The sequence below is a fragment of the Massilia sp. IC2-278 genome, from assembly GCF_020708045.1.
GTDB lineage: Bacteria > Pseudomonadota > Gammaproteobacteria > Burkholderiales > Burkholderiaceae_D > Telluria.
This window is the reverse complement of the sequence record NZ_JAJFES010000002.1, coordinates 463,340-476,087: the sequence shown is the minus strand read 5'-3', so window position 1 is coordinate 476,087 and position 12,748 is coordinate 463,340. Positions and strand designations below refer to the sequence as shown.

Below are 12,748 nucleotides of genomic sequence, written 5' to 3'. Positions count from 1 at the left end.
TCAGACCTGACCCCGGCTTTGGACTTAGGTATCATTCCCGCTTGACCCACGGATTCCCGCACCATGCTGCCTTCTATCGAACAACGTCTCGCCATTGAACTTGCCGCCAAGCCGGCCCAGGTTGCCGCCGCCATCGCCCTGCTCGACGAGGGCGCGACCGTTCCCTTCATCGCGCGCTACCGCAAGGAAGCCACCGGCGGCCTCGACGATATCCAGCTGCGCCTGCTGGAAGAGCGCCTGCGCTACCTGCGCGAGCTGGAAGACCGGCGCGCGGCGATCATCGAATCGATCACCGAACAGAACAAGATGACGCCGGCGCTGTTGGAAGCGATCGCGCTGGCCGAGGACAAGACCCGCCTCGAAGACCTGTATTTGCCATACAAGCAGAAGCGCCGCACCAAGGCCCAGATCGCGGTGGAAGCCGGCCTGGCGCCGCTGGCCGATTCGTTGCTGGCCGATCCTTCGTTGAACCCGGAAGAAGTGGCAGCGCAATACCTGCGCGAGGCCTTCAGCAATGCCGACGGCGTGAACAACCCGGGTGTGCCCGATACCAGGGCGGCCCTGGACGGCGCACGCCAGATCCTGATGGAGCGCTTCGCCGAAGACGCGACCCTGGTGCAATCGCTGCGCGAATACGTGCAGGAACACGGCGTGGTCGATTCCAAGGTGGTCGACGGCAAGCAGGACGAAGGCGAGAAGTTCGCGGATTACTTCGATTATTCCGAGCCGCTGGCGAATGTGCCGTCGCACCGCGCGCTGGCCCTGATGCGCGGGCGCCGCGAAGGCATCCTCGACGTCACCCTGCGCCTGGATACCGAGCTTGAAAAACCGAAGTGGGATGCGCCGCACAACCCCTGCGAAAGCCGCATCGCCGCGCGCTTCGGCATCAAGGGCCAGGGCCGCCCGGCCGACAAGTGGCTGCTCGACACCGCGCGCTGGACCTGGCGCGTGAAAAGCTTCATGTACATCGAGACGGAACTGATGGGCGCCCTGCGCGAGAAGGCCGAGCAGGATGCGATCGGCGTCTTTGCACGCAATTTGAAGGCGCTGCTGCTGGCCGCGCCCGCCGGCCAGCGCGCCACCATGGGCCTGGACCCGGGCCTGCGCACCGGCGTCAAGGTCGCCGTGGTCGACGCCACCGGCAAGGTGGTCGACACCGCCACCATCTACCCGCACCAGCCGCGCAACGACTGGGACGGTTCGCTGCACGTGCTGGGCCAGCTCGCGGCCAAGCACAACGTGTCGCTGGTCTCGATCGGCAACGGTACCGCCTCGCGCGAGACCGACAAGCTGGCGCAGGACTTAATCAAGCAGCGTCCAGAACTGAAGCTGACCAAGATCGTGGTGTCGGAAGCGGGCGCCTCGGTGTACTCGGCCTCGGAATTCGCCTCGCGCGAACTGCCGGACCTGGACGTGTCGATCCGCGGCGCGGTGTCGATTGCGCGCCGCCTGCAGGACCCGCTGGCCGAACTGGTGAAGATCGACCCGAAATCGATCGGCGTCGGCCAGTACCAGCACGACGTCTCGCAGACCCAGCTGGCGCGCTCGCTGGACGCCGTGGTCGAGGATTGCGTGAACGCGGTCGGCGTGGACGTGAACACGGCTTCGGCGCCGCTGCTGGCGCGCGTGTCGGGCCTGTCGTCGAGCGTGGCGCAGAGCATCGTCAGCTACCGCGACATGCAGGGCGCGTTTGCCTCGCGCGCGGCGCTCAAGAAAGTGCCGCGTCTGGGCGAAAAGACCTTCGAGCAGGCGGCGGGCTTCCTGCGCGTGATGGGCGGCGACAATCCGCTGGACGCGTCGGCGGTGCACCCGGAATCCTATCCGGTGGTGCAGAAGATTTTGGGCGACGTCGGGCGCGAGATGAAGGCGGTGATCGGCGATACCTCGCTGATCAAGACCCTGAATCCGGCGAAGTATGCCGACGAGAAGTTCGGCGTGCCGACCGTGACCGACATCCTCAAGGAACTCGAAAAGCCAGGCCGCGACCCGCGTCCGGAATTCACCACCGCCACCTTCAAGGAAGGCGTGGAAGAGATTTCCGACCTGCGGCCGGACATGATCCTGGAAGGCGTGGTCACCAACGTGGCGGCGTTCGGCGCCTTTGTCGACATCGGCGTGCACCAGGACGGGCTGGTGCACATCTCGGCGCTGTCGAACACCTTCGTGAAGGACCCGCACACGGTGGTCAAGGCCGGGCAGGTGGTGAAGGTGAAGGTGCTGGAAGTCGATCCGAAGAGGAAGCGCATTGCGCTGACCATGCGCCTGTTGGACAGCGCGCCGCAAGCCGGTTCGCAGCCGCAGCAGCGCGGCGACCGCGACGACCGCAAGCGCGTGGCCCAGCACCAGAACCGCCAGGAACGCGCAGCGCCGGCAGCCGGCAACAATGCGATGGCGGCGGCGTTCGCCAAGCTGAAGAAGTAAGCGATAGTGGCTTGCGCGCCTGTCGACCCGGATTGCGATGCGGCGCGCGGGCTGATCGCGGAACTCGACGCGGCACTGGCGGCGATCTGCGGCGACAGCGGCGCGCAGTCGTTCGATGCGAACGATGTGCGCGGGCCGAGGTCGGTGTTCCTGGTGGCGAACGATATGTCTGGCGTTGCTGTCGGCTGCGGCGCGCTGCGGCCGCTTGAGGGCGATGTGGCGGAAGTGAAGCGGATGTATGCGCGACCCGGGAGCGGGGCGGGTGTGCGGCTGCTGGGCGAGCTGGAAAGGCGCGCCTTACAGTTCGGTTACCGCGAAGTCTGGCTGGAGACGCGCAAGGTGAATGGCAGGGCGGTGGCGTTCTACGAACGGCACGGGTACCGGGTCATACCGAATTACGGCAAGTATGTCGGGCGCGAGGATGCCGTTTGCCTCGGCAAGGTGCTGTAGGGTGGGTTCTTGTGCCCACGCTGTTTCACCCTTTGCTATTCGGCGGCGCTGTTTCGACTACTCAAGCGTAGTACCGCGTGGACACAGGTGTCCACCCTACAAGTGCGTCCATATCGTCGTAGTTCGGTAGGATGGGTTCTCGAACCCACCAGATACCACGTCAATGATCGACACCACGCCGCAAGAACGCGAACCGTGAATGGTGGGTTCGAGAACCCACCCTACGACAGGCGCCGGCCGCCGATTCATCCCCCAAAGAACTGCGCCAGTTCCGGCACGCGCTTGACCATCACCCCCACGAAGTACAGCGCCAGGCAGCCCATGCCGATGTAATTCATGCGCCGCCGCGTCATGGCCGGCACCCCGGTCTTCTTGATGTGCAGCGCGTCGCGCAGCAGCACGGCGGCATAGATCGCGAGTGCCAGCCCGGTCAGGAACACACCCAGGCCATCGCCGCGCACGCCGCTGACGAGGTCGAATATGCCGATGAAGCCGAGCACCACGGCCAGCACGAAATTGAAGCCTGCCGAAGGCCCGGCGGAGGGACGTTGTTGTTGCATGTGCATGAAGGAAGAAGTGAAATCCGGCCGATGATACCCGAAGCTGTCGCGGCATCGGAACAGGCGCCGCCAAACCCGGCCCCGGCCCGCACCGCGACAGTGGAATTCTTATAGAATGTCGCCATCTCACCCATTTCTTTCCGAAGGCAGAATCACATGAGCGACGTACAAACCTGGATCAAAGACACCGTGACCAACACCCCGGTCGTGCTGTTCATGAAGGGCACCGCGCAGTTTCCGCAATGCGGCTTCTCGGGCCGCGCCATCCAGATCCTGAAAGCCTGCGGCGTCGATAACATCGCCACCGTCAACGTGCTGGAAGATCCGGAAGTCCGCCAGGGCATCAAGGACTACTCGAACTGGCCGACCATCCCGCAGCTGTACGTGAACGGCGAGTTCATCGGCGGCTCCGACATCATGAACGAGATGTTCGATTCGGGCGAACTGCAAGCGATGTTCAAGAAGTAAGTGAACCCATCCAGACCACGCCGGGTCGCCGGCCGCCGCATCATCGTCGCCATCACCGGCGCGACCGGCGCGGTCTACGGCGTGCGCCTGCTCGGGCGCCTGGGCAGCGTGCCCGGCGTCGAGACCCACCTGGTGATGTCCGACGCCGCCTCGCTTACCCTGCACCAGGAAGTCGGCCTGCAACGGCGCGACGTCGAATCCCTGGCCCATGTCGTGCACAAGAACCGCGAGATCGGTGCGACGATCGCCAGCGGCTCGTTCCAGACCGACGGCATGGTGATCGCTCCCTGTTCGATGAAGACCCTGGCGGCCGTGGCCCATGGCCTGGCGGACAACCTGGCCGCGCGCGCGGCCGACGTGGTCCTGAAGGAACGCCGGCGCCTGATCCTGATGGTGCGCGAAACGCCGCTCAACCTGGCGCACCTGCGCAATATGACGGCCGTGACCGAAATGGGCGGCATCGTGTTTCCGCCCTTGCCGAGCTTTTACCACCGGCCGGCGAGCATCGAGGAGATGGTCGACCACACCCTGGACCGGGTGCTCGACCTGCTCGGCATCGAGAACCCGCAGGCTGCACGGTGGCCCGGCATGCGCGGTGCCGACAGCGGCGCGTAGCTCTTTAACCAGGCGTCTGACAAAGCCTTCAGGGCAAGGGATACGGCCTACCGGGGCAGAGCCGAAGACAGTACGAACGTACGGCGAGACGATGCAACGCAGCCATGGAGGCTTTGTCAGACGCGCTCGGCTAGCGTTTGCTGCCGTAACCGCTGTCACCGGCTTTCTTCAACTCCCTTGCTTCCTCCAGCATCCTGCGCTGGGCGATGCGCTTGCGCATCACCTCGGCGTGACGGGCCGCGCTCATCGGCGGCGCCGTCATCAGTTCCTTCAGCTGGGCAGTGTTCACGTAATTGCTTTTCATGGGCGGGCACGATCCTCGGCTGTGACGAGTTTGATTATGCGCCAGTGGAAGCGGTTTGTACTGCCCGATTTGGAAGAAAATTTGTAAGCGGGAAACCTCAAGCGAGGAAGGACCAGGCTTACTTGGACGTGGGCTGATGGTTGACGCGAACCAGCATGCGAATGAATTCGCGCGCCAGCTGGCGGTGGTGCTCGTCCAGGCGCTGCAGGTCGGCAATCAGCTTGACGTCTGCCGATTCGAAACGGGCGGCATTGCCGGTCTCGACTGCTTCACCCGGCGCCTCAGGACCGCCGAAACGCAACCAGTCGGCAGGCACGCCCAGCCATTGGGCAATCATGCGCAACTTTTCCTGCGTGGGAATGGCTTCGCCGACCAGCCACTTGCGTGCGGCGTGGACAGTAATGGGTCGCCCCTCGAAGCGAATGTTAAATTCACGTGCCAGTCGAGTCGGGCTGTCTGGTGAGTAGTGGGCGTTCTTCAGCGCCTGTTGGAGACGCTCGCTGAAGCTCTCCCGTTCATTCGTGGAATTCATGATGGCACTATTTCATGCTGGACTATAAATGTCAGTCTCTTGTCCGTACAGACCAGTTGTGACAGTTTACGAACAGACAAGTAACAAAGAAGTGTGAAGTGAGAATGTGAGAGTTTGTGACATCATGCCACAAAATTTCCGCGCAGAATCGACATATTCACTGTGAATAACATTCGTGCAAATGTTTTGTCGCGTGAATGCCACGCACGTCTAGTCAATTGACGTCAATGCAACCGGGCGGGCTGGGGAAGCCCGCAAGAATCCGGCTCAGGCCGCTCGAATCAGTCGGAAACGAATGATCCCGTCGGCGCCAGTTACACGCTCCAACATACCATCATTCCAAAGTTTGTGCAGGTGCGCGAGTGCTTCACCGAGTGCAAAGCTGAGCTGGTGGGCATCGAGCTGGCGCCGGAACATGATCGGTACGATGTCGACCGCGCTACGGGCTTGCTTGCAGGCTTCAAGTACCTCGTCCAGGCGCTCCACATGGTGCTGGCGCAGCTGCGCGATCCGGGTGTGCAAACCGCGGAAAGGCTTGCCGTGCGAAGGCAGCACCAGCACGTCGTCGGGCAGGCCGGCGAACTTGTCGAGCGAGTCGAGGTACTGCTGCAGTGGGTTGCCTTCCGGCTCGATCGCGAACACCGAGACGTTGGTGGAAATGCGCGGCAAGACCATGTCGCCCGAGACCAATACGTTCAGTTCCTGCGAGTACAGCGAGGCGTGTTCCGGCGAGTGGCCGAAGCCGGTAATCACGCGCCATGCCGTATTGCCAATTGTGACATGCTGGCCATCCTGCAGGCGCGTGTAGGCTTCCGGCACGCCCGGCACCAGCGAGGGGTAGTAATTGCGGCGGCTGCGCATCTGCTCCAGCATGGCCTGGTCGGCCAGGCCGTGGCGCTCGAAGTGGGGAATGGCCGAGGGGCCGTCGACGCCGGGCAGGGCGGCCGCCATCATGCGCGCAAAACCGTATTCGCCGGCGGTCAGCCAGAAAGGCGCGCCGAAACGTTCGCACAGCCAGCCCGACAGGCCCACGTGGTCGGGGTGGCAATGGGTGGCGATCACGCGCACGACCGGCTGATTCTCCAGCGGCCCGGCCAGCACCTGTTCCCAGGCGGCGCGGGTGGCGTCGGTGGCCACGCCGCAATCGATCACGCTCCAGCCCTTGCGGCCCTCGCGCTCGTCCCGCAGCACCCACAGGTTGATGTGGTCGAGCGCGAACGGCAGCGGCATGCGCAGCCAGCCGATGCCGGGCGCCACCTCGTGCACCGTACCAGGGGCAGGCAGTTCGTCGGCAAAGGGATAGGTCAACTGGGCTTCGAGCGGATTCATGTTCAGCAATCTTTCGTATTCCATGCAGGACGGGCGCGCTACAATGGGTGACGTTAACGTAAACGGCAATGCCGGATACCGATTCTAGCCGTTTCCCCCAGCTCTTACCTGCATCTGCTTTTTTTCATGGCCACCACCTATACCATCGCCGAACTGGCGCGCGAATTCGACATCACCGCGCGCGCGATCCGTTTCTACGAAGACCAGGGCCTGCTCAGCCCGAAACGCGAAGGCGTGGGCGGACGCAACCGCGTGTACACCCCGCGCGAGCGCACGCGCCTGAAACTGACCCTGCGCGGCAAGCGCCTGGGCCTGACGTTGTCGGAGATCAAGAGTATCGTCGACATGTACGAGTCGCCGAAGGACACGGTGGCGCAGATCAACCGCTTCCTCGGCGTGCTGGCGCACCAGCGCGAGACCCTGGAACAGCAGCGTGCCGACATCGAGATGGCTTTGGAAGAAATTTCCGCGCACGAGGAGGAATGCCGCCGCTTGCTGGGCGAGGAAGACTCGCCTGATGCGGCCAAAAAGGTGCTGCAAAACGAGGCACACAGCGCCAGCGACCTAGCCTGACTCACTGCGCCGCAGTGGCACGCAAACGAGGCGCAACGGCGCCTGCTACTTGACGTTTACGTTAACGTCACACGCGAGTATGATGCCGAGAGCTTAATCACACCGTTCACCGAGAGGACGACATGCTGCATCTTCCAGGCTTGACCTTTGACCATGGCGAAGACATCGCCGCGCTGCGCGAAGCAGTGCAACAATTTGCGGCCAGCGAAATCGCGCCGCGCGCGGCCGAGATCGACCGCACCGACCAGTTCCCGATGGACCTGTGGAAGAAGATGGGCGAACTCGGGCTGCTGGGCATTACCGTGAGCGAGGAATACGGCGGCGCCAACATGGGCTACCTGGCCCACATCGTGGCGATGGAAGAAATCTCGCGCGCCTCGGCCTCGGTCGGCCTGTCCTACGGGGCCCACTCGAACCTGTGCGTCAACCAGATCAAGCGCAACGGTACGGAAGAACAAAAACAGAAATACCTGCCGAAGCTGATCTCGGGCGAACACGTGGGCGCACTGGCGATGTCCGAGCCGAACGCCGGTTCTGACGTGGTGAGCATGAAGCTGCGCGCCGAGCTGAAGGGCGACCGTTATGTACTGAACGGCACCAAGATGTGGATCACCAACGGCCCTGACGCCGACACCCTGGTGGTCTACGCCAAGACCGACCTCGAAGCCGGCCCGCGCGGCATGACCGCCTTCCTGATCGAAAAAGGTTTTAAAGGCTTCTCGATCGCGCAAAAGCTCGACAAGCTAGGCATGCGCGGCTCGCACACAGGCGAACTGGTGTTCGAGGATTGCGAAGTGCCGGTCGAGAACGTGCTGGGCGGCGTGGGCAAGGGCGTCAACGTGCTGATGTCGGGCCTGGACTTCGAGCGTACCGTGCTGTCGGGCGGTCCGCTGGGCATCATGTCGGCTTGCATGGACGTGGTCGTGCCGTACATTCACGAGCGCAAGCAGTTCGGCCAGGCCATCGGCGAGTTCCAGCTCATGCAGGGCAAGATCGCCGACATGTATTCGACCATGATGGCTTGCCGCGCCTATGTGTATGCGGTGGGCCAGGCTTGCGACCGTGCCGAGAACCCGGCTGCCGTGCGCGCCCTGCGCAAGGACGCCGCCGGCGCCATCCTGTACAGCGCCGAAAAGGCCACCTGGATGGCGGGCGAAGCGATCCAGACCCTGGGCGGCAACGGTTACATCAACGAGTATCCGGTCGGTCGTCTCTGGCGCGATGCGAAGCTCTACGAAATCGGCGCTGGTACCAGCGAGATCCGCCGCATGCTGATTGGGCGTGAATTGTTTGGTGAGACGGCGTAATTTGCAGCATCGTTGGCCGTAACCGTAGGGTGGGCACTCCGTGCCCACGCGGAACGTCGCATCATGTTGGCCTTGTTTGAGCCGCGTTGCATGCATTTGGATACCGTGTGCCAGGGCGAGCCGCGACATCCAAACGCAGCCAACACAGCATCGCTTTTCGCGTGGGCACGGGGTGCCCACCCTACGGTCGCGGTCCCAAGCCAGATTCCACGCTAACGGTATATTGCCTCGCCAACACCGCCACATTGCATTGCAATAAAATACCCGCTCAACCGACCCACGCGCGAACCGAACGATGACCCAGGTGACGTTCCCCAGATTGCTGTCTTCGCAGATCGCATTCGACATCGCGCGCAGCATCGTCGACGGCTTCGACAAGCACTACCGCCTGTTCCGCGCAGCCAGCCAGCAGGCGCGCCGGCTGTTTGAACAGGCCGACTGGCCCGCGGCCCAGCAAACCGCGCGCGAACGCATCGATTTCTACGACCGCCGTGTGCAGGAAGCCGTGCAGGCGCTGGAACAACGCTACCCGCCCGGCGACCTGATCGACAGCGTCTGGCGCGAGGTCAAGCTGCACTACATCGGCCTGCTGTCCGATCACAAGCAGCCGGAACTGGCCGAAACCTTCTTCAACTCGGTCAGCTGCCAGATCCTGCACCGGCGCTACTACCATAACGATTACATTTTTGTCCGCCCGGTGGTCTCGACCGAGTACATCGAGACCGAGGAACTCCTGCCGACCTACCGCGTCTACTACCCGGCGGCCGATGGCATGCGCTTCGCACTGAAACGCATCGTCGGCAACTTCCAGCTTGAACGCCCCTTCGCCGCGCTCGACCGCGATACCGGCCTGGTCGAAGCGCGCATGATTGCGGAATTCGGTCTCGACCAGGCCGAGCCGAACCTGCAGTTCCACGTCTTGTCGAACCTGTTCTTCCGCAACAAAGGCGCCTACATCGTCGGCCGCGCCATCAACGGCGCGCGCGAACATCCTTTCGTGATCCCGGTCCTGCACGACAAGCAGGGCGAACTGGTGCTCGACACGGTCATCACCGACCCGGACCAAGTTGCCCTGCTGTTCTCGTTCACGCGCGCCTACTTCCAGGTCGATATGGAAGTGCCGTCGGCTACCGTGCAGTTCCTGCGCAGCCTGCTGCCGCGTAAACCGCGCAGCGAAATCTATACCGTGCTCGGCCTGCAAAAGCAGGGCAAGACCCTGTTCTACCGCGACTACCTGCAACACCTGAAGCACAGTTCGGATCGATTCCGCATCGCGCCCGGCATCCGCGGCCTGGTGATGCTGGTGTTCGAGCTGCCGTCCTTTCCCTACGTGTTCAAGGTGATCAAGGACTGGTATCCGCCGCCAAAGGAGATCACGCGCGCCCAGGTAAAGGAAAAATACCTGCTGGTGAAGCACCACGACCGCGTCGGGCGCATGGCCGACACGCTCGAATACTCGGACGTCGCTTTTCCACTGAACCGCTTCGGCGAGGAGTTGCTGGCCGAGCTGCAACAGCACTGCCCCTCGCTGGTCGAGATCGAGGGCGAGCGCCTGATCGTCAAGCACCTGTACATCGAGCGGCGCATGGTGCCGCTGAATATGTACCTGGCCGATGCGCAAGTGGCAGGCGACGACGGCCGGATCGAACACGGCATCGTCGAATACGGAAATGCCATCCGCGACCTGGTTGCGGCGAACATCTTCCCCGGCGATATGCTCTACAAGAACTTCGGCGTCACGCGCCAGGGCCGGGTCGTGTTCTACGACTACGACGAAATCGAATACCTCACCGATTGCCAGTTCCGCGACATCCCGCAGGCGCGCAACGAGGAAGACGAGCTGTCGGCCGAGCCCTGGTACCCGATCGGCAAGCACGACGTGTTTCCCGAACAATTCGGCCGTTTCCTGCTTGGAAACGCGACGATCCGCCACCATTTCATGCAGTATCACGCGGACCTGTTGACGCGCGCCTGGTGGCAGGCGCACAAGGACCGCATCCTGGAAGGCGAAGTGGAAGACGTCTTTCCTTACCCGCAGCACATCCGCTTCCACCAGACCATCACCCCTTTGGCGCAACCAATACCTCACCCAGCGCCATCCTCTTTGGAGACCTTAGAAAATGAATGATCCAGTCGTTATCGTTGGCGCCGCCCGTACCCCGATGGGTGGCTTCCAGGGCGATTTTTCCTCGAAGTCGGCGAGCGACCTCGGCGCGGTGGCGATCCAGGCGGCAGTCGAACGCGCCGGCGTCGATCCGCAAACCGTCGAACACGTCTACTTCGGCAACTGCTTGATGGCGGGCCAGGGCCAGGCCCCTGCACGCCAGGCCCTGATCAAGGCCGGCCTGCCGCTGTCGACCGGCGCCGTGACCCTGTCGAAAATGTGCGGCTCGGCCATGCAGGCCGCGATCTTCGCCCACGACCAGCTGGTGGCCGGCAGTGCCGACATCGTGGTGGCCGGCGGCATGGAGTCGATGACCAACGCCCCTTACCTGATTCCGAAGGCACGCGGCGGCTACCGCATCGGCCACGCGCCGATGTTCGACCACATGATGCTCGACGGCCTGGAAGATGCCTACTCGCGCAACGAAAAAACCGGCGAAGGCCGCTCGATGGGCACCTTTGCCGAGGAATGCGTCGCCACGTACCAGTTCACCCGCGAAGACCAGGACAACTTCGCCATCGAGTCCGTGAAGCGCGCGCAAGCGGCCAACAACGACGGTTCGTTTGCCTGGGAAATCGCCCCGGTCACGCTGGCCACCCGCACCGGTGAACTGATCGTGGAAAAGGACGAAGGCCCGATGAAGGCCAAGATCGACAAGATCCCGTCGCTGAAGCCTGCGTTCAAGAAGGAAGGCACCGTCACCGCCGCCTCGTCCTCGTCGATCAACGACGGCGCCGCCGCGCTGGTGATGATGCGCGAATCGAAGGCCAAAGAACTGGGCCTGACCCCGATCGCACGCGTGATCGGCCACGCCACCCACGCCCAGGAACCGAACCTGTTCACCACCGCCCCGATCGGCGCGATGAACAAGCTGTTCAAGAAGACCGGCTGGATGCCGGGCGACGTCGACCTGTTCGAGATCAACGAAGCCTTTGCCGCCGTGCCAATGGCCGCCATGCGCGACCTCGACATCCCGCACGAGAAGGTCAACATCCACGGCGGCGCCTGCGCCCTGGGCCACCCGATCGGCGCCTCGGGCGCGCGCATCATCGTCACCCTGCTGGGCGCGCTGAAGAAGACCGGCGGCAAGCGCGGCGTGGCGTCGCTGTGCATTGGTGGTGGTGAAGCCACCGCGATGGCGATCGAGATGGTGTGATGTTGGTGACCGATGACCCGGATCGGTGACGATTCGGGTCTTCGGTTACGATGGTTGTTTGGATACGTTGTACCGCGTGGACACAGGTGTCCACCCTACGAAACCCGCTTTTGTAGGGTGGACTCCCGAGTCCACGCGGTCGTACCTACGCAAACCGCAAAACCCACCGGAGGAACCACACCATGCCAACCGCTCTGATCCTCGGCGCCTCGCGCGGCATCGGCCACGAACTCGCACGCCAATACCGCGCTGAGGGTTGGCGCGTGATCGCCACCGCCCGCAAGCAGCAGGACCTCGACGAACTGGCCAGCCTCGGCGCCGAGCCGCACCTGCTCGACGTTACCGATCCCGAAGCCATCGCCGGCCTGGGCTGGAAACTCGACGACGAAAAAATCGACACCGCCTGGCTGGTCGCCGGCCTCTACGGCCCGCGCCACGACGGCTTCCCGACGCAACAGGACTTCGACGCCGTGATGCACACCAACGTGCTGGCCGCGATGCGCCTGCTGCCCATCGTCGCCCCGCTGGTGGCCAACACGCGCGGCAAGCTCGGCGTACTGTCCTCGCGCATGGGTTCGATCGGCTCGAGGACAAGCCCCGGCGGCTCGCTCTACCGCGCCAGCAAGGCTGCACTGAATTCCGTCCTGACCGACACCGCCTTGACCTACGGCCCGCAAGGCGCCACCTGCATCGCCTTCCACCCCGGCTGGGTCCAGACCGACATGGGCGGCGAGGGCGCGGCGATCAGCGTCGAGCACAGCGTGCGCGATCTGCGCGCCACCCTGGCCAAGGCGACGAACGCCGACAACGGCAGCTTCCTGAACCACGACGGCGACCCCATCCCCTGGTAAGCCGCCACGATAAAAACA

13 protein-coding genes are annotated in these 12,748 nt (G+C 63.5%); 9 read left to right on the top strand and 4 right to left on the bottom strand.

From position 1 onward, the window contains the following. The first annotated feature begins 63 nt into the window (after nucleotides 1-63). Nucleotides 64-2,421, top strand: a complete 2,358-nt coding sequence (locus LK540_RS07085) for a Tex family protein (protein ID WP_229436410.1) — start codon at nucleotides 64-66, stop codon at nucleotides 2,419-2,421. Nucleotides 2,422-2,427: 6 nt separating this feature from the next. Then, entirely contained in the window at nucleotides 2,428-2,871 is a 444-nt protein-coding gene (locus tag LK540_RS07080; protein WP_229436408.1) for a GNAT family N-acetyltransferase, read from the top strand. A gap of 245 nt (nucleotides 2,872-3,116) precedes the next feature. On the opposite strand, the gene LK540_RS07075 is transcribed toward LK540_RS07080, so the two are convergent. Beyond that, entirely contained in the window at nucleotides 3,117-3,431 is a 315-nt protein-coding gene (locus LK540_RS07075; RefSeq protein WP_229436406.1) for a hypothetical protein, read from the bottom strand. 156 nt (nucleotides 3,432-3,587) lie between these two features. On the opposite strand from LK540_RS07075, the gene grxD reads away from it, so the two are divergent. Both grxD and LK540_RS07065 read left to right on the top strand, forming a co-directional pair. Further along, nucleotides 3,588-3,899: a Grx4 family monothiol glutaredoxin gene (grxD, locus tag LK540_RS07070; RefSeq protein WP_229436404.1), complete on the top strand. Its 312-nt coding sequence runs from the start codon at nucleotides 3,588-3,590 to the stop codon at nucleotides 3,897-3,899. Then, nucleotides 3,900-4,514 carry a UbiX family flavin prenyltransferase gene (locus LK540_RS07065; protein WP_229436402.1) on the top strand — a complete coding sequence of 205 codons (615 nt, stop codon included), beginning with the start codon at nucleotides 3,900-3,902 and terminating at the stop codon, nucleotides 4,512-4,514. Nucleotides 4,515-4,644: 130 nt separating this feature from the next. On the opposite strand, the gene LK540_RS07060 is transcribed toward LK540_RS07065, so the two are convergent. The 3 genes from LK540_RS07060 to LK540_RS07050 form a co-directional block, all read right to left on the bottom strand. Next, complete coding sequence (locus tag LK540_RS07060; protein ID WP_229436401.1) at nucleotides 4,645-4,818, bottom strand: hypothetical protein; 174 nt, start codon at nucleotides 4,816-4,818, stop codon at nucleotides 4,645-4,647. A gap of 118 nt (nucleotides 4,819-4,936) precedes the next feature. After that, entirely contained in the window at nucleotides 4,937-5,350 is a 414-nt protein-coding gene (locus LK540_RS07055; RefSeq protein ID WP_229436400.1) for a hypothetical protein, read from the bottom strand. Between the two features lie 267 nt (nucleotides 5,351-5,617). Beyond that, a complete protein-coding gene (locus LK540_RS07050; protein WP_229436399.1) occupies nucleotides 5,618-6,679 on the bottom strand; it encodes an MBL fold metallo-hydrolase in 1,062 nt (353 codons plus the stop codon). A 126-nt stretch (nucleotides 6,680-6,805) separates the two neighbouring features. Here LK540_RS07050 and LK540_RS07045 point away from each other — a divergent pair, with 126 nt between their 5' ends. The 5 genes from LK540_RS07045 (at nucleotide 6,806) to LK540_RS07025 (ending at nucleotide 12,730) form a co-directional block, all read left to right on the top strand. Next, entirely contained in the window at nucleotides 6,806-7,252 is a 447-nt protein-coding gene (locus LK540_RS07045) for a MerR family DNA-binding transcriptional regulator (protein ID WP_229436398.1), read from the top strand. 122 nt (nucleotides 7,253-7,374) lie between these two features. Further along, nucleotides 7,375-8,559 carry an isovaleryl-CoA dehydrogenase gene (locus tag LK540_RS07040; RefSeq protein ID WP_229436397.1) on the top strand — a complete coding sequence of 395 codons (1,185 nt, stop codon included), beginning with the start codon at nucleotides 7,375-7,377 and terminating at the stop codon, nucleotides 8,557-8,559. Nucleotides 8,560-8,854: 295 nt separating this feature from the next. Continuing rightward, nucleotides 8,855-10,687, top strand: coding sequence for a bifunctional isocitrate dehydrogenase kinase/phosphatase (aceK, locus tag LK540_RS07035; RefSeq protein ID WP_229436396.1), 1,833 nt, complete (start codon nucleotides 8,855-8,857; stop codon nucleotides 10,685-10,687). Next, complete coding sequence (locus LK540_RS07030) at nucleotides 10,680-11,879, top strand: acetyl-CoA C-acyltransferase (protein WP_229436395.1); 1,200 nt, start codon at nucleotides 10,680-10,682, stop codon at nucleotides 11,877-11,879. The genes aceK and LK540_RS07030 overlap by 8 nt, the downstream gene beginning before the upstream one ends. Nucleotides 11,880-12,061: 182 nt before the next feature. Next, nucleotides 12,062-12,730 carry an SDR family oxidoreductase gene (locus tag LK540_RS07025; RefSeq protein WP_229436394.1) on the top strand — a complete coding sequence of 223 codons (669 nt, stop codon included), beginning with the start codon at nucleotides 12,062-12,064 and terminating at the stop codon, nucleotides 12,728-12,730. The last annotated feature ends 18 nt before the right edge of the window (nucleotides 12,731-12,748 follow it).

Coding starts and splice junctions, on each gene's coding strand:
- LK540_RS07040 (WP_229436397.1), top strand. CDS start 7,375: ATGCTGCATCTTCCAGGCTTGACCTTTGACCATGGCGAAGACATCGCC.
- LK540_RS07050 (WP_229436399.1), bottom strand. CDS start 6,679: ATGAATCCGCTCGAAGCCCAGTTGACCTATCCCTTTGCCGACGAACTG.
- aceK (WP_229436396.1), top strand. CDS start 8,855: ATGACCCAGGTGACGTTCCCCAGATTGCTGTCTTCGCAGATCGCATTC.
- grxD (WP_229436404.1), top strand. CDS start 3,588: ATGAGCGACGTACAAACCTGGATCAAAGACACCGTGACCAACACCCCG.
- LK540_RS07075 (WP_229436406.1), bottom strand. CDS start 3,431: ATGCAACAACAACGTCCCTCCGCCGGGCCTTCGGCAGGCTTCAATTTC.
- LK540_RS07025 (WP_229436394.1), top strand. CDS start 12,062: ATGCCAACCGCTCTGATCCTCGGCGCCTCGCGCGGCATCGGCCACGAA.
- LK540_RS07045 (WP_229436398.1), top strand. CDS start 6,806: ATGGCCACCACCTATACCATCGCCGAACTGGCGCGCGAATTCGACATC.
- LK540_RS07055 (WP_229436400.1), bottom strand. CDS start 5,350: ATGAATTCCACGAATGAACGGGAGAGCTTCAGCGAGCGTCTCCAACAG.
- LK540_RS07060 (WP_229436401.1), bottom strand. CDS start 4,818: ATGAAAAGCAATTACGTGAACACTGCCCAGCTGAAGGAACTGATGACG.
- LK540_RS07085 (WP_229436410.1), top strand. CDS start 64: ATGCTGCCTTCTATCGAACAACGTCTCGCCATTGAACTTGCCGCCAAG.
- LK540_RS07030 (WP_229436395.1), top strand. CDS start 10,680: ATGAATGATCCAGTCGTTATCGTTGGCGCCGCCCGTACCCCGATGGGT.